The organism is Burkholderia sp. Ax-1724 (genome assembly GCF_011752995.1).
In the GTDB taxonomy this organism is placed as follows: Bacteria; Pseudomonadota; Gammaproteobacteria; order Burkholderiales; family Burkholderiaceae; genus Paraburkholderia.
The window spans coordinates 291081-307216 of sequence record NZ_VWWL01000007.1; the positions used below are offsets into that span (position 1 = coordinate 291081).

Consider the following 16136-nt stretch of genomic DNA (forward strand, 5'->3'; position numbering starts at 1 on the left):
GTGACTCGATGGGCAAGCGGCGGCGCGGCGAGGACAGAGGAGATCATGGAGCAGCAGGCGATCAGGACCGTCGAATATGACCGGCCGCAGGCGCAAGGCACGACTTGCGGGATCGGTCAGGCATGGGCGAAGGTGCCCGAGATGCCGTCGGCGGCAGAAAAGGCGGCACTGAAGGCACGGATTCGTGCATTACTCGAGCGCGAGAAAGCCGTACTCGTCGCGCACTATTATGTCGACGCGGAATTGCAGGAGCTCGCCGACGAAACCGGCGGCATCGTGGCCGACTCGCTGGAAATGGCCCGCTTCGGGCGCGATCACGACGCGCAAACGCTCGTGGTGGCGGGGGTGCGCTTCATGGGCGAGACCGCGAAAATCCTCAGCCCCGACAAGCGCATTCTGATGCCGGATCTGGATGCGACCTGTTCGCTCGATCTCGGCTGTCCGGTCGACGAATTCTCGGCGTTCTGCGATGCGCATCCGGACCGCACGGTAGTCGTGTACGCGAACACGAGCGCGGCAGTGAAGGCGCGAGCGGACTGGATGGTGACGTCGTCGATCGGGCTCGAGATCGTCGCCGATCTGCATGCGCGCGGCGAGAAGATCATCTGGGCGCCGGACCGCCATCTCGGCAGCTACATCCAGGGCAAGACCGGCGCGGACATGCTGATGTGGCAGGGCTCGTGCCTCGTGCACGACGAATTCAAGGGCATCGAACTCGATCTGCTGCGCGCCGAGTATCCGCTAGCAAAGGTGCTCGTGCATCCGGAGTCGCCGCCCAACGTGGTCGCGCAGGCGGACGTGGTCGGCTCGACGACCCAGTTGATCGACGCCGCGCAGAAGCTCGATGCGACGCATTTCATCGTCGCGACCGATCTCGGCATTCTTCACAAGATGCAGCTCGCCGCGCCCGGCAAGACGCTGATTGCCGCGCCCACGGCCGGCAACAGCGCGACCTGCAAGAGCTGCGCGCATTGTCCGTGGATGGCGATGAACGGCCTCGCGAATCTGGCCGATGTGCTCGAACGCGGCCATAACGAGATTTTCGTCGAGCGCGCGATCGGCGAACGGGCGCGTCTGCCGATCGACCGCATGCTGGACTTCGCGGCGCGTCACAAGAAGCGCGTGCAGGCGAGCGGCGATCTCGCGCGCGACGCGCAACTGTATTCGAATGTGGGGGCAGCGTAATGGCGGTACTTGAGAAGGCGCCCGGGCAGGCCGTCGGGGGCGAGCGGTTCGAGGCGGTGTCGCCGCTCTTCGCGGAAATTCACGCGCAATATGGCGCCGCGTTCGATGCGGCGCTCGCGCGCAACATTGCCGATGCGCTCGCCGAAGACGTCGGAGCCGGCGACCAGACCGGCCGACTCGTGCCGGCGGACGAGATTCGCAACGCGCGCATCGTCGTGCGCGAGGATGCGGTGCTGTGCGGTGTGCTGTGGTTCAACGCCGTGATGCGGTCGGTCGATCCGCGCATCGAGGTTCAATGGCGTTACCGCGAGGGCGAGCGCATGAGCGCGAACACTCCCGTCTGCGAACTGCGCGGGCCGGTACGCGCGCTGCTGACCGCCGAGCGCAACGCGATGAACTTTCTGCAACTGCTGTCGGGCGTGGCGAGCGCGACGCGCCGCTATGTCGACGCGATTGCTCATACGCATACGCGCGTCCTCGACACGCGCAAGACGCTGCCGGGCTTGCGGCTCGCGCAGAAGTACGCGGTGCGGGTGGGCGGCGGCGCGAATCAGCGGCTCGCGTTGTACGACGGCATTCTGATCAAGGAGAACCACATTGCCGCAGCAGGCGGCGTGGGCGCGGCGATGGACGCGGCGCTTGCCTTGAATGCGGGCGTGCCGATCCAGATCGAAGTCGAAACGATCGAGCAACTGGAAACCGGGCTCGCGCACGGTGCGCAGTCGATTCTGCTCGACAACTTCTCGTTCGACATGATGCGCGACGCGGTGCGTATCACGGCGGGGCGGGCGGTGCTCGAGGTATCCGGTGGTGTGAACTTCGACACTGTGAGTACGATCGCGGAGACGGGGGTCGATCGTGTTTCGATTGGTTCGCTGACCAAGGACGTGCGCGCAACGGATTACTCGATGCGGATCGTCTGACGCCGACACTCCGACGCGTCGACGTGTGAGCGCTCGCTGAACAAGGCCATGGCCGGGAGTCTCCGGGCATGGCCTTGTTGGTTTGCCGCGTTCGTTTCAGTGCCGGCTTTTGCCGCCGTTTCTCACGCGTCGCGCTTGCGCGCATACTCCGGCGACAACACCGTCGGCAATGCCTTCGGCAGCGTAGTCGGCCAGTCGCGGCTGAAATGCAGCCCGCGGCTTTCGCGCCGCAAGCGCGCGCCTTCGACGATCAGCGACGCGACGTCGACCAGATTGCGCAGTTCCAGCAGATCGCGGCTCACCTTGAAATTCGCGTAGTACTCGTGGATCTCGTCGCGCAGCAGCGTAAGCCGGTGCCTGGCGCGCTCGAGCCGCTTGTCGGTGCGCACGATGCCGACGTAATTCCACATCAGCCGGCGCAGTTCGTCCCAGTTGTGCGCGACCACGACTTCTTCATCGGGATCGGAGACGCGGCTTTCGTCCCACGCCGGCAGCGGCGCATGGACGGTGGCGCCGAAGCCTTCCGCTTCGATCGCCTGCGCGGCCGAGCGGCCGATCACGAGGCATTCGAGCAGCGAGTTGCTGGCGAGCCGATTCGCGCCGTGCAAGCCGGTGCAGGACGTCTCGCCGACCGCGTAAAGGCCCGCGAGATCTGTGCGCCCGGCAAGGTCGGTGACGACGCCGCCGCACGTGTAGTGCGCGGCCGGCACGACGGGAATCGGCTCTTTGGTGATGTCGATGCCGAATTCGAGGCAGCGGGCGAGGATGGTCGGGAAGTGCTCGTGCAGGAACTCGGGCGGTTGATGGCTGATGTCGAGGTACACGCAATCGATGCCGCGCTTCTTGATCTCGAAGTCGATTGCACGTGCGACGATATCGCGCGGCGCCAGTTCCGCGCGCTCGTCGTGATTCGGCATGAAGCGCGTGCCGTCGGGCAGCTTCAGGATGCCGCCTTCGCCGCGCACCGCTTCGGAAATCAGAAACGACTTCGCGTACGGGTGGAACAGACAGGTCGGGTGAAACTGGATGAATTCCATATTCGACACGCGGCAGCCGGCTCGCCATGCCATTGCGATGCCGTCGCCGGTCGCGGTGTCGGGGTTCGTCGTGTACAGGTAGACCTTGCCGGCGCCGCCGGTGGCGAGCACTGTATGCGGCGCCTCGATCGTCACGGTGCGGCCGCTTTGCTGGTCGAGCGCGTAGAGGCCGTGGCAACGGCGGCCGGGCAGGCCGAGGCGATCCGAGGTGATCAGGTCGATCGCGTGGTGATCTTCGAACAGCGTGATGTTTGGGTGGCGGCGCACCTGTTCGCTGAGCGTGGCGACTACCGCGTGGCCGGTCGCATCCGCTGCATGAATGATTCGGCGATGGCTGTGGCCGCCTTCGCGCGTCAGGTGAAAACCGAGTTCGGCGTCGTCGTCTTTCGTGAACGGCACGCCCTGTTCGATCAGCCATTCGATCGCGGTGCGCCCATGTTCGACGATGAAGCGCGTAGCGGCTTCGTCGCACAGGCCGCCGCCGGCGACCAGCGTGTCGCGCACGTGATTGTCGATGCTGTCCGCGGAATCGAGTACCGCGGCAATGCCGCCTTGTGCCCAGTCGCTCGCACCTTCGGTCAGCGATCGCTTGGCGATCACCGCGACCCGCCGCGTTTGCGCGAGATTGAGCGCGACGCTCAAGCCCGCCAGACCACTACCGACAATCGCCACATCGAATTCCATTACCGACCATCTCCCTCTTTCGTTTTGCGATGATGGCGCATAAATCGTGCGCCGCGGAAACGACAAAGGATACGCGTCGTAACGACCGAACGAAAGTCGGCCGAACGGGATAGGACGGTTTGCGAGGACGCAGTGAAAGCGGCTGGCCGTGGCGAGCGATGCTGCCTCAGCTACGGACGGGGAGCGTTACGCGGTCAATGCGGATTTTGCTCGCACAAAAGCAAAAGCCCCGCACGAATGCGGGGCTTTCTTGCACATTTGCCTTCGTCAGGCAGAGGAGCCTCGATCTTATTTGATCTTGGTTTCCTTGTAGTCAACATGCTTGCGGATGACCGGATCAAATTTCTTGATCAGCATCTTTTCCGGCATGTTGCGTTTGTTCTTCGTGGTCGTGTAGAAGTGACCCGTGCCTGCGGTCGATTCCAGCTTGATCTTGTCGCGTGCGCCCTTTGCCATGATTTACTCCTTAGGCTTCACCGCGTGCGCGCAGGTCTGCGAGCACAGCGTCGATACCGTTCTTGTCGATCAGGCGCAGGCCGGCATTCGAAATGCGCAGACGCACCCAACGGTTTTCGCTTTCCACCCAGATACGGCGGCTTTGCAGGTTCGGCAGGAACCGGCGCTTGGTCTTGTTGTTCGCGTGGGAAACGTTGTTGCCGCTCATCGGCGCTTTCCCAGTTACTTGGCATACGCGTGCCATGAGAGCACTCCTAATACGCTAATTCTGAGTTCGAACGCCGTGAAAGTTTCCCGAAAAGAGCCGCGCTGAAGTTGAGCCGAAGGACTCGCTACTGCAGCCGCCTGACCTTTGCGGAACGCCTTGATGGCTTCGGAACAGGGGGTTGGAAATAGGCAAACCGGAATTCTAGCAGAAAAAAAGCCGCAAAATCAAACCTTATTTGCGATGCTCGACACGACGCCATGCGTCGGCGCACCGGGCCAGCCGGCGCGGGCGAACGAGTAGACGCTGTCCGCGCCGATGACCAGATGATCGACCAGTTGCACGTCGATCAGCGCGAGCGCATCGCGCAGCGTGTGCGTCAGGCGGCAGTCGCTCGCACTCGGCTGCACGGCGCCGGACGGGTGATTATGCGCGACGATGAGGCTCGCCGCATTGGCGTTCAGCGCCCGCCGCACGATCTCGCGCGGATACACGGCCATGCGCGTGAGCGAACCGTGCGCGCTTTCCTCGCAGTCGATCAGCCGATGCCGGGCGTCGAGAAAAAGCGACACGAATACTTCCTGCGGCCTCCCGCCGATCAGCAGGCGCAGGTAGTTCTCGACCGTTTCGGGCGAATTCATCAGCTCGCGCTTGCGCATCTTGTCGACCAGCGAGCGGCGCGCCATTTCCATGATCGCGAGCAATTGCGCCTTTTTTGCCGGTCCGATGCCGCGGATGCCGTCGAAATCCGTGTAGGTCGCGTCGAGCATCGCGCGCAGCGAGCCGAAGCGCCCGAGCAGCTGGCTCGCGACGCTGAACACGTCGTGGCCGGGCAGTCCCGAGCCGAGCACGAGCGCGATCATCTCGGTATCGGACAGTACGGTGGCGCCCTGCTTGATGAGCCGCTCGCGCGGCATGTCGTGCTTATGCCATTTGCCGCGCAAAAGCCGCGACCGGGCGCGCTTGCGCGGCGTTGCGCCCCCGGGGGCCGCGGCTGCTCGGGTTCGCGGCGCGGGCAGGGCCGTTGCCTCAGGTGTTTCGTCGATTGTGCTCGCGAAATCGGTCATATATACAGTGTCCTCCGCTTCGGATTGACGGCGCCCACGGTGCGACGGCGCCGCTGGGGCCGAGCCGCTTCGCGCGCGACGGACTCAAGCCGGCGCTCGCTAGGTGGCTTACAATAGGCGCTTTGCGCACGGCACCCGACGGTTTGCCACACGCGTCGACTGCGCCCGCGGCGCACGCGTGCAGCGCGCTTCGACTGAGCGAGCATTGCATGAGCATCATCGACATTTCCGAAGTGAAACCCGGTTCACACGTCACGCTGCATTACCGGCTTTCCCTTGCCGATGGCGCCGAAGTCATCAACACGTTTAACGACAAGCCGGCCACGCTGCTGCTCGGCGCCGGTCAACTGGCGCCGCCGCTGGAAGATATTTTGCTAGGTTTGAAGGTGGGCCACCATTCGACCTTTCAGCTAACGCCGGGCCAGGCGTTCGGTCCGCGCAATCCGGAACTGATCCAGCGCGTGTCTCTCGCTACACTGCGGGAGAACAGCATGATCGGCGAGGATTTTTCGCCGGGTGATCTGATCGAATTCAATGCGCCGGGCGGCGGGCGCTATGCTGGCGTGCTCAAGGAAGTCGGCGAGACGTCGGCCCTGTTCGATTTCAATCACCCGCTTGCCGGCCAGGCGCTGGCGTTCGAAGTGAAAATCATCGGGATTCTGTAAACATGAGCATCACGGATACGACTCTTGCCGAAGCCGAGATCCTGCTGGCCCAGCCACGCGGATTCTGTGCCGGCGTCGACCGGGCGATCGAGATCGTCGAGCGGGCCATCAAGCTGTATGGCTCGCCGATCTACGTGCGTCACGAAATCGTCCATAACGCCTATGTGGTCGAAGATCTGCGCAAGAAGGGAGCGATCTTCATCGAGAGCCTGGACGAAGTGCCGGCCGGCAACACGGTGATCTTCAGCGCGCACGGCGTGTCGAAGGCCGTGCGCTCGGAGGCGGAGTCGCGCGGACTGCGGGTGTACGACGCCACCTGTCCGCTCGTGACCAAGGTGCATATCGAAGTCGCGAAGATGCGCCAGGACGGCTTCGACATCGTGATGATCGGCCACAAGGGCCACCCGGAAGTCGAGGGCACGATGGGCCAGGCGGCCGAGGGCATGCATCTCGTCGAAGATATCGAAGACGTGCAGGCGTTGCAGCTCGCCGATCCCGAGCGGATCGCGTTCGTCACGCAAACCACGCTGTCGGTCGACGACGCGGCGGAGATCATCGGTGCGCTGAAGGCCAAGTATCCGTCCATCCGTGAGCCGAAGAAGCAGGACATCTGCTACGCCACGCAGAATCGCCAGGACGCCGTGAAGTTCATGGCGCCGCAGTGCGACGTCGTGATCGTGGTCGGCAGCCCGAACAGTTCGAACTCGAACCGCCTGCGCGAGCTGGCCGAAAAGCTTGGCGTGCCGGCTTATATGGTCGATTCGCCCGATCAGATCGATCCGGTCTGGGTCGAGGGCAAGCGCCGCATCGGCGTGACGGCCGGCGCATCGGCCCCCGAGGTGCTGGCGCAAGCCGTCATTGCGCGCTTGCGCGAACTGGGCGTGCGCAACGTGCGCGCGCTCGAGGGCATCGAAGAGAACATCGCGTTCCCGCTGCCGCGCGGGCTCGGTCTGCCGACCTGACAGCCGGCTCGATACCCGGCTCGACACCGGTTGGTTATCCGCGTCGAAAAAAAGCGCACCCAAGGGTGCGCTTTTTTTATGGCCGCATCGCCGGCGAGTCTTTCAGAAAAGGTGCCAAATCGGAAGAATGGGTCCATTTCCGTGGGTTTGCGCACAAATTATTTTGATTCGTGATCCGGTGTTTTATTGATTTCCGGAGCATGCGCCCCCGTTTAGACTGGCGCAAATCATGCCCCCCGTTTCACCGCGCACCCGATTAGTGCGTTCTACCTAATGAGCGCCAAAAGCTTATCCGTGCCGCGAATCCCGCCGCATCTGGCATTCAGGCCGAACCGGCTACAACACTTGATGCCAAAGGGCTCGACGGCGGTGCAACTGATGCATGAAAAAAGATCGCAACCAGGTTGCTCCCTTAAGTGCATTTTGTTCTCAAAATACGGTTGCAATGCAGGAAAACCCCACCGGTTCAACAATATTGCCAGCCATAAAATTGGAGTTACAATGCGCGCGTTCTCAAGGCCTTGAGGTCCTGAACAGTGGATTTTGCAAGGCGCAGGAGACCTACTTGATGCGAGTCAAATTTGCTTACGCCGTGTCTATCGCGGCCGCGGTTGCGATGCTGACCGCGTGCGGCAAGAAACAGGATGGCGAAGCGGGGGCGGGCGCATCGGCGGCTTCGGCTGCGGCGGTGGCTGCCGCGAGCGAAGCGACTATCGTGAAGATCGGTCATGCCGCGCCCTTGACGGGCGGCATCGCGCATCTGGGCAAGGACAATGAAAATGGGGCGCGCCTCGCGGTCGAGGAAATCAATGCGCAGGGTCTGACGATCGACGGTCAGAAGATCCAGCTGCAACTCGACGCGCAGGACGACGCGGCGGACCCGAAAACGGGCACCGCCGTCGCGCAGAAGCTGGTGGACGATCACGTGGTCGCGGTGGTCGGGCATCTGAACTCGGGGGTATCGATTCCAGCGTCGAAGATCTATAGCGACGCGAGCATCGTGCAGATCTCGCCGTCGTCGACCAATCCGGCGTACACGCAACAGGGGTTCAAGACCACCTATCGCGTGGTCGCCACCGACGCGCAGCAGGGGCCGGCGCTCGCCAATTACGCCACGAAGGCGCTGGGCGCCAGACGCATCGCGGTAGTGGACGATGCGACCGCCTACGGCAAGGGTCTCGCGGACGAATTCGCGAAGGCGGCCGAAGCGGCCGGAGCGAAGATCGTCGCGCGGGAGGCGACGAACGACAAGGCCACGGATTTCCGGGCCATCCTCACGAAGATCAAGAGTGTTCGGCCGGACGCCATCATGTTCGGCGGCATGGACGCGACGGGCGGGCCGTTTGTGAAGCAGGCGGCCGCGCTCGGTATCAGGGCAAAAATCCTTGGCGGCGACGGTGTGTGTACCGACAAGGTAGGTGAGCTGGCGGGAACCGCCGTGCAAAACCTGGTCTGCTCGGAGGCGGGACTCGCGCTTTCGAAGATGGACAAGGGAGCGGACTTCGAAAAGAAGTACGAGGAGCGCTTCCACACACCGGTGCAGATTTACGCGCCGTTCACGTATGACGCTGTGTACGTGATCGTCGATGCAATGAAGCGCGCTAATTCGATCGAGGCGCCCAAGGTGCTGGCCGCGATGCCTTCGACCGATTACAACGGGGTAATCGGCCACATCGCGTTCGACGACAAGGGTGATTTGAAAGAAGGCGCCATTACGCTTTACGACTTCAAGGACGGCAAGAAAGCGGTTCTCGACGTCGTCAAGATGTGATGACGGGAAGTATGGCCTGACGGCACCGAACCCATCCAACGGTGCCGTTTTTGCATCCGCCCAAGGCGAGCCCGCGACCGCATCCCGGCCGCACGGCAAACCGGCAGCGGATAACCCTTACCGGTCTTTTATATCAGTACCCGCAGTGCGGTTGAGATTCCGTGACGCATCATCGCCCACCGGCAGATGAAAAACGCGAATCCAGCCGCACGGGCTAAGGAGCATTAAATGGATATCTTCATCCAGCAGATCCTCAATGGACTGGTGCTTGGCAGTGTCTACGCCATCATCGCACTGGGCTATACGATGGTTTACGGCATTCTGGGCATCATCAACTTCGCTCACGGCGACGTGTTGATGGTAGGCGCGATGGTCGCGCTCTCCGCCATAGGCGTGCTGCAGAACCACTTCCCCGGCCTCGGCAACGTGCCGACGCTCATCATCGCGTTGATCATCGCGGCGGCGGTCTGCGCCGTGGTCGGCTACACGATCGAGCGCGTGGCCTACCGGCCGTTGCGGCGCGCGCCGCGTCTCGCGCCGCTGATCACCGCGATCGGCGTGTCGATCCTCCTGCAGACGCTCGCGATGATGATCTGGTCGCGCAACCCGCTGCCGTTCCCGCAGCTGCTGCCCACCGATCCGATCAACGTGATCAAGGCCACCGACACGACGCCCGGCGCCGTGATCTCGATGACCGAAATCGTCATCATCGTGGTGGCGTTCCTCGTGATGGGCGGCCTGCTGCTGCTCGTGCACAAGACCAAGCTCGGCCGCGCGATGCGCGCGATCGCCGAGAACCCGGGCGTCGCGAGCCTGATGGGCGTGAACCCGAACTTCGTGATTTCGGCCACCTTCATGATCGGCTCGGCGTTGGCGGCTCTCGCCGGCGTGATGATCGCGTCCGAATACGGCAATGCACACTTCTACATGGGCTTCATCCCCGGCCTGAAGGCCTTTACCGCGGCGGTGCTCGGCGGGATCGGCAATCTCGGCGGCGCGATGGTCGGCGGCGTGCTGCTCGGTCTGATCGAGCAACTGGGCGCCGGCTATATCGGCAATCTCACGGGCGGCGTGTTCGGCAGCAACTACCAGGACGTGTTCGCGTTCATCGTGCTGATCGTCGTGCTGGTGTTCCGTCCGTCGGGCCTGCTCGGCGAACGCGTTGCGGATCGCGCCTGATCCCGGGCCATAAGGAGTAAACGAACATGACCTCAATTCAACCGATCGAGCCGTCGACGACGCTGATCCCCGAAAAGAACCTGACGAAGACGCTGGCGATCGGCGTCGTTACGGCCATCCTCGTGATCGCGGCACCGATGATTATCGGCGCGGCGGGCGGCAACTACTGGGTCCGCGTGCTCGACTTCGCGATGCTGTACGTGATGCTCGCGCTCGGCCTCAACGTGGTGGTCGGCTTCGCCGGCCTGCTGGACCTCGGCTACATCGCGTTCTACGCGATCGGCGCCTACACGGCCGCGCTGCTGAGCTCGCCGCACCTCTCCACGCAATTCGACTGGATCGCACATCTGGCGCCGAACGGCATTCACATGCCGATCTGGATCATCGTGCCGATCGCGATGGCGCTCGCTGCCGTGTTCGGGATTCTGCTCGGCGCACCGACGCTGCGTCTGCGTGGCGACTACCTCGCGATCGTGACCCTCGGCTTCGGGGAGATCGTGCGGATCTTCATGAACAACCTCGACCGTCCGGTGAACATCACCAACGGCCCGAAGGGGATCACCGGTATCGATCCGGTGCAGGTCGGCGGCTTCAGTCTCTCGCAGTCGCATTCGCTGTTCGGCGTGCAGTTCCCGTCCGTGTATCTGTACTACTACCTGTTCGTGCTGTGCGCGCTGTTCGTGATCTGGGTCTGTACGCGTTTGCAGCATTCGCGTATCGGCCGTGCATGGGCCGCGATCCGCGAAGACGAAATCGCCGCCAAGGCAATGGGCATCAACACCCGCAACGTGAAGCTGCTCGCGTTCGCGATGGGCGCATCGTTCGGCGGCCTGTCGGGCGCGATGTTCGGTGCGTTCCAGGGCTTCGTGTCGCCGGAATCGTTCACGTTCTGGGAATCGGTCGTGGTGCTCGCCTGCGTGGTGCTCGGCGGCATGGGCCATATTCCCGGCGTGATTCTCGGCGCGGTGCTGCTCGCGGTGTTCCCCGAGTTCCTGCGCTCGACGATGGGCCCGCTGCAGAACATGATCTTCGGCCATGAAATCGTCGATACCGAAGTGATCCGTCAGTTGCTGTACGGTCTCGCGATGGTCGTCATCATGCTGTATCGCTCGGAAGGCCTGTGGCCCGCGCCGAAACACGAAGACAGGATTGCGAAGCTGGCGAAGCGCAACGGCAAGAAGCCGGTGCGCGTATAAGGCCGCGGTGGAGAAAAAGACATGAGCGATAACGTAAGCAACAACGCGCCGATCCGTCTGTCGGTGAAGGGCGTCAACAAGCGCTTCGGCGGCCTGCAGGCGCTTTCCGAGGTCGGCCTGCAGATTCGCGCGGGCGAGATCTACGGGCTGATCGGCCCGAACGGCGCCGGCAAGACGACTTTCTTCAACGTGATCACGGGCCTCTACACGCCGGATTCGGGCGAGTTCAAGCTCGACGGCGAAGCGTACACGCCGACCGCGGTCTATCAGGTCGCGAAGGCGGGCATCGCGCGCACGTTCCAGAACATCCGTCTGTTCGGCGGCATGACCGCGCTCGAGAACGTGATGGTCGGCCGTCATGTGCGCACCAAACACGGCCTGCTCGGCGCAGTGTTCCAGACGCCGGGCGAGCGCAAGGAAGAGCGCGAGATCAAGGAGCGCGCGATCGAACTGCTCGACTATGTCGGCATTGCGCAGTACGCGGACTACACCTCGCGCAATCTGTCGTACGGCCACCAGCGCCGCCTCGAAATCGCGCGCGCGCTGGCGACCGATCCGAAGCTGCTCGCGCTCGACGAACCGGCGGCCGGCATGAACGCGACCGAAAAGGTCGAACTCACGAAGCTGCTCGACAAGATTCGCGCGGACGGCCGGACGATCCTGCTGATCGAGCACGACGTGAAGCTCGTGATGGGTCTGTGCAACCAGATGACCGTGCTCGACTACGGCAAGGTAATCGCACAAGGTCTGCCGCAGGACGTGCAGAAGGATGCGAAGGTGATCGAAGCTTATCTGGGTGCGGGAGTCCACTGATGTCCACGACGCAAGCAATGTTGAAAATCAAGGGCCTGCAGGTCAACTACGGCGGCATCCAGGCGGTCAAGGGCATCGACCTCGAAGTCGGGCAGGGCGAACTCGTCACGCTGATCGGTGCGAACGGCGCGGGCAAGACCACGACGATGAAGGCAATCACGGGTCTGAAGGCGTACGCGGCCGGCGACATCGAGTACATGGGCCAGTCGATCAAGGGCCTGCCCGCGCACGAACTGCTCAAGCGCGGCCTCGCGATGGTGCCGGAAGGGCGCGGCATCTTCGCGCGCATGTCGATCGTCGAGAACATGCAGATGGGCGCTTACCTGCGCAACGACGCCGACGGCATCAAGTCCGACGTCGAGCGCATGTTCGGCTTCTTTCCGCGTCTGAAGGAGCGCGCCTCGCAATACGCGGGCACGCTGTCGGGCGGCGAGCAGCAGATGCTGGCGATGGCGCGCGCGATCATCTCGCGGCCGAAGCTGTTGCTGCTCGACGAACCGTCGATGGGACTGTCGCCGATCATGGTCGAGAAGATCTTCGAAGTGGTGCGCTCGATTTCGGCCGAAGGCATGACCGTGCTGCTGGTCGAACAGAACGCGCGTCTCGCGTTGCAGGCCGCGAATCGCGGCTATGTGATGGACTCGGGGCTGGTCACGATGTCGGGCGACGCGAAGCAGATGCTCGACGATCCGAAGGTTCGCGCGGCTTACCTCGGCGAATAAGCGGGTAAAGACGCCGGGTTCCACAACCCGGCGGCGTCGCCGATTACGGCGATAAAGAAAAGGCCGCATGCGTTGTCGATCGCATGCGGCCTTTTTCGTTCAGGCGCGAAGAGGACGCCGCGCCCGGCGCGACACGTTCAACCGGCCGGCGCCGCGTCCGCGAATTTGCCGAGCCGCTTGCCCAGGCTGATTACCGCATCGGCGCGATAACCGAGCGCGTCGTAAAAGGCGCGCACGTCGGCTTTCGCGGACAGCACCTGTAGATTCAGCTTCGGACAGCCAAGCTTCGTCAACGCGCTTTCGACGTGCGCGACGAGCCGCGTGCCGATGCCGTGACGTCGCAGCGATGCGTCGACCGCGAGCGAATACAGCCAGCCGCGGTGTCCGTCATAACCGCCCATCACGGTGCCGACGATGCGCGCATCGAGCACCGCGACGAAGAACAGTTCCGGCTGCGTCGCGAGCTTGTTCTCGATCGACAGATACGGATTGCGCTGCGGCCTCGTCACGTCCCGGTACTCGGGAAACGCTTCCTGCCACAGCGCGACGACCGCCTCGGTATCGCTCGTGTCGAAGCAGCGGATCGATAGCGTCGTGTGCGTCGTCATCGGTGCGGTTCGCGTGGATTACAGCGAGTCGAGAACCGAGCGCAGCATCGCCAGCATCTGGTCGATCTCCTCGGCCGTCACGTTCAGTGCCGGCATGAAGCGCAGCAGGTTCGGGCGCGCCGCGTTGAGCAGCACGCCGTCGGGCTGCATCTCGCGCGCCTTCTCGACGATCTGGTTGCCGATGTCCTTGCCGAGCAGCAGCGCGCGCAGCAGACCCTCGCCGCGCTCGCCGAGGAAGCCGCGCTCCTCGGACAGTTCGAGCAGCTTCGTGCGCAGATATTCGCCGCGCGCGCGCACGCCTTCGAGGAAGCCCGGCGCCGTCAGTTGCGAGATCACCGAGTAGCCGACCGCGGTCATCAGCGGATTGCCGTTGTAGGTGCCGCCCTGGTCGCCTGCTTCGAACACGGCGACGTCCGCCTTCGAGAGCAGCGCCGCGAGCGGCACGCCGCCGCCGATGCCCTTGCCGAGCGTCATGATGTCCGGCTCGACGCCCGACAGTTGATGCGCGAACAGCGTGCCCGCGCGGCCGCAGCCGCTTTGCACTTCATCGACGATCAGCAGCAGGTTGTGCTTTTTCGTCAGCTCGCGCAGTTGCTGCATGAATTCGCGCGTGGCCGGAATCACGCCGCCTTCGCCTTGAATCGGTTCGAGCATCACGGCGACGGTCTTCGCGTTGATGAGCTTTTCCACCGAGGCGATGTCGTTGAGGTCCGCCTTCGGGAAGCCCGGCACCTGCGGGGCGTAGATCGTGTCCCAGCCCGGCTTGCCGCTTGCCGACATCGTCGCGATGGTGCGGCCGTGGAAGCCGTGATCGAACGTGATGATCTCGAACGCGCCGTCCTTGTGCTTCTTGCCCCACTTGCGCGCGAGCTTGATCGCGCCTTCGTTCGCCTCGGCGCCGCTGTTCGCGAAGAACACCTTGTCGAAGCAGCTGTGTTGCGTGAGCAGAGCCGCGAGCTTCGCCATCGGCTCGTTGTAGAACGCCGGCGACGGGTTGATCAGCAGTTTGGCCTGGTGGTTCAGCGCTTCGATCATGCCGTCGTTGCAGTGGCCGAGACAGTTGACCGCCCAGCCCTGAATGAAATCCAGATAGCGCTTGCCGTTGTTGTCGTAAATCCACGAGCCCTTGCCGTGCGTGAACACGACGTCGGGCCGGTTCGTGATGTACATCAGCGAATCGATCGGGTACTCATTGAAATTCATAACGGCAGGCTCCAGGCAAAGGGTAAAAAAGCACGGTGAATCGATATGACGGGTCGGCCGGTGCAAAAAAAGCGCGGCTGGAAAAACAGAAAAGCCACGGCATGCCGTGGCTTTCATGATTCGAACTGCTTGCGCCCAGTGTCGTGTGCGGCGCGAATCCGTGACGAAGCCAGCGGCGTCCCTAAGGAAGCGGCGAGCGGCGACGTCGGAGTTCGGACTGGATGCGGTTCATGCGCGAAAGAATACGATAAGAAAAGCGCCGGTGTAAACCATGAATTTGCATGACATCGCAACGAGGCGGATTTTTGAGTCTCTGCCTTGATGCTGACATGTTCCGCGCGCTGGGTTCACGCTGGACCCGCGTTGAACCCGCGCTGCGCCGCGCGGACTCAACGCGCCATGAACACGCCGTGCGCCGGATCAGACCGCGTTTGCGAGATCGGCCGCGCTCGTGAACGAGTCTGCGTAGAACTCGTCTTCCGACAACTGGTGATGCTGCGTGAAATCGCGCTGCGCCGATTCGACCATCACCGGCGCGCCGCACGCATACACCTGGTAGGCCGACAGATCGGGCAGGTCTTCAATGACCGCGCGATGCACGAAGCCGGTACGGCCCGTCCACGCATCGCTCGCATCGGGTTCGGAGAGCACCGGCACGAACCTGAAGTTCGGAATTTCGCGCGCCCATTGCTCGGCAAGTTCGAGCAGATACAGGTCTTTCTTGCGGCGCGCGCCCCAGTAGAGCGTCATCGGGCGCGCGATGTTCTTGAACACCGCGTGTTCGACGATCGCCTTCAGCGGCGCAAAGCCGGTGCCCGACGCGAGCAGCACGATCGGCTTGTCCGAATCCTCGCGCAGGAAGAACGTGCCGAGCGGCGCTTCGAAGCGCAGGATGTCGCGCTCCTTCATCGTGCCGAACACGTGATCGGTGAACGCACCGCCCGGCATGTGGCGGATGTGCAGTTCGATCGGGCCTTCGGCGTGCGGCGCATTCGCCATCGAATAGCTGCGGCGCTTGCCGTCCTTCAGGATGAATTCGAGGTACTGGCCGGCCAGATATTGCAGACGTTCGTTGGCGGGCAGTTGCAGCTTCACGACGACCACGTCGTCGGCGCGGCGCTCGATCGCGTTCACGCGGCACGGCAGCTTCTTGACCTGCACGTCGCCGACGCCGGCGACTTCGCGGATGTCGACTTCGAGATCGGAGCACGCGGTCGCGCAGCACAGCAGTGCCATGCCGCGCGTCTTTTCGTCGTTCGACAACGCCGACGACGAATGCGCGCGCTGCTCGACCTCGCCGCTCACCACGGTGCCCTTGCACGAACCGCACGCGCCGTTCTTGCAGCCGTACGGCAGGCCGATACCTTGACGCAGGGCGGCGGAGAGCACCGGCTCGTCCTGTTCTACCTGAAACTGCCGGCCGCTTTGCCGGAGCGTGACGTTAAATGCCATAGAGTTGT

At 63.3% G+C, this 16136-nt stretch carries 16 protein-coding genes; 9 read left to right on the top strand and 7 right to left on the bottom strand.

Features of this window, described 5'->3' with window-relative positions:
- The first annotated feature begins 45 nt into the window (after window positions 1-45).
- On the top strand, window positions 46-1185 hold the full coding sequence (gene nadA / locus F3J19_RS11805) for a quinolinate synthase NadA (protein WP_167041146.1): 1140 nt from the start codon (window positions 46-48) through the stop codon (window positions 1183-1185).
- A complete protein-coding gene (gene nadC, locus F3J19_RS11810; protein ID WP_167041149.1) occupies window positions 1185-2108 on the top strand; it encodes a carboxylating nicotinate-nucleotide diphosphorylase in 924 nt (307 codons plus the stop codon). The genes nadA and nadC overlap by 1 nt, the downstream gene beginning before the upstream one ends.
- A 122-nt stretch (window positions 2109-2230) precedes the next feature.
- Here nadC and nadB read toward each other — a convergent pair whose 3' ends face one another.
- The 4 genes from nadB to radC form a co-directional block, all read right to left on the bottom strand.
- Window positions 2231-3829 (bottom strand): L-aspartate oxidase, encoded by a 1599-nt coding sequence (nadB, locus tag F3J19_RS11815; protein ID WP_167041152.1) that lies wholly within the window; start codon window positions 3827-3829, stop codon window positions 2231-2233.
- A gap of 288 nt (window positions 3830-4117) precedes the next feature.
- A complete protein-coding gene (gene rpmG, locus F3J19_RS11820; RefSeq protein WP_008919555.1) occupies window positions 4118-4285 on the bottom strand; it encodes a 50S ribosomal protein L33 in 168 nt (55 codons plus the stop codon).
- Between the two features lie 10 nt (window positions 4286-4295).
- On the bottom strand, window positions 4296-4529 hold the full coding sequence (gene rpmB / locus F3J19_RS11825) for a 50S ribosomal protein L28 (RefSeq protein WP_006050117.1): 234 nt from the start codon (window positions 4527-4529) through the stop codon (window positions 4296-4298).
- Window positions 4530-4717: 188 nt separating this feature from the next.
- Window positions 4718-5557 carry a DNA repair protein RadC gene (gene radC, locus F3J19_RS11830; protein ID WP_167041155.1) on the bottom strand — a complete coding sequence of 280 codons (840 nt, stop codon included), beginning with the start codon at window positions 5555-5557 and terminating at the stop codon, window positions 4718-4720.
- Between the two features lie 209 nt (window positions 5558-5766).
- On the opposite strand from radC, the gene F3J19_RS11835 reads away from it, so the two are divergent.
- From F3J19_RS11835 to F3J19_RS11865, 7 genes are all read left to right on the top strand, one after another.
- A complete protein-coding gene (locus tag F3J19_RS11835; RefSeq protein WP_167041158.1) occupies window positions 5767-6222 on the top strand; it encodes a peptidylprolyl isomerase in 456 nt (151 codons plus the stop codon).
- Between the two features lie 2 nt (window positions 6223-6224).
- Window positions 6225-7184 (top strand): 4-hydroxy-3-methylbut-2-enyl diphosphate reductase, encoded by a 960-nt coding sequence (gene ispH, locus F3J19_RS11840; protein ID WP_167041161.1) that lies wholly within the window; start codon window positions 6225-6227, stop codon window positions 7182-7184.
- A gap of 568 nt (window positions 7185-7752) precedes the next feature.
- Complete coding sequence (locus F3J19_RS11845) at window positions 7753-8955, top strand: branched-chain amino acid ABC transporter substrate-binding protein (RefSeq protein ID WP_167041269.1); 1203 nt, start codon at window positions 7753-7755, stop codon at window positions 8953-8955.
- A 228-nt stretch (window positions 8956-9183) separates the two neighbouring features.
- Entirely contained in the window at window positions 9184-10134 is a 951-nt protein-coding gene (locus F3J19_RS11850) for a branched-chain amino acid ABC transporter permease (protein ID WP_167041164.1), read from the top strand.
- 26 nt (window positions 10135-10160) lie between these two features.
- The gene (locus F3J19_RS11855) at window positions 10161-11330 is read left to right on the top strand and encodes an ABC transporter ATP-binding protein (protein WP_167041167.1); all 1170 of its coding nucleotides are present in this window, start codon (window positions 10161-10163) and stop codon (window positions 11328-11330) included.
- Between the two features lie 21 nt (window positions 11331-11351).
- Window positions 11352-12143: an ABC transporter ATP-binding protein gene (locus F3J19_RS11860; RefSeq protein ID WP_167041170.1), complete on the top strand. Its 792-nt coding sequence runs from the start codon at window positions 11352-11354 to the stop codon at window positions 12141-12143.
- Window positions 12143-12865, top strand: a complete 723-nt coding sequence (locus F3J19_RS11865; RefSeq protein ID WP_167041173.1) for an ABC transporter ATP-binding protein — start codon at window positions 12143-12145, stop codon at window positions 12863-12865. Before F3J19_RS11860 ends, F3J19_RS11865 begins: the two co-directional genes overlap by 1 nt.
- 137 nt (window positions 12866-13002) lie before the next feature.
- Here F3J19_RS11865 and F3J19_RS11870 read toward each other — a convergent pair whose 3' ends face one another.
- The 3 genes from F3J19_RS11870 to F3J19_RS11880 form a co-directional block, all read right to left on the bottom strand.
- Complete coding sequence (locus F3J19_RS11870; protein ID WP_167041176.1) at window positions 13003-13473, bottom strand: GNAT family acetyltransferase; 471 nt, start codon at window positions 13471-13473, stop codon at window positions 13003-13005.
- 18 nt (window positions 13474-13491) lie between these two features.
- Complete coding sequence (locus F3J19_RS11875; protein WP_167041179.1) at window positions 13492-14676, bottom strand: acetylornithine transaminase; 1185 nt, start codon at window positions 14674-14676, stop codon at window positions 13492-13494.
- A 420-nt stretch (window positions 14677-15096) separates the two neighbouring features.
- On the bottom strand, window positions 15097-16128 hold the full coding sequence (locus F3J19_RS11880; RefSeq protein WP_167041182.1) for a CDP-6-deoxy-delta-3,4-glucoseen reductase: 1032 nt from the start codon (window positions 16126-16128) through the stop codon (window positions 15097-15099).
- Window positions 16129-16136 lie beyond the last annotated feature (8 nt).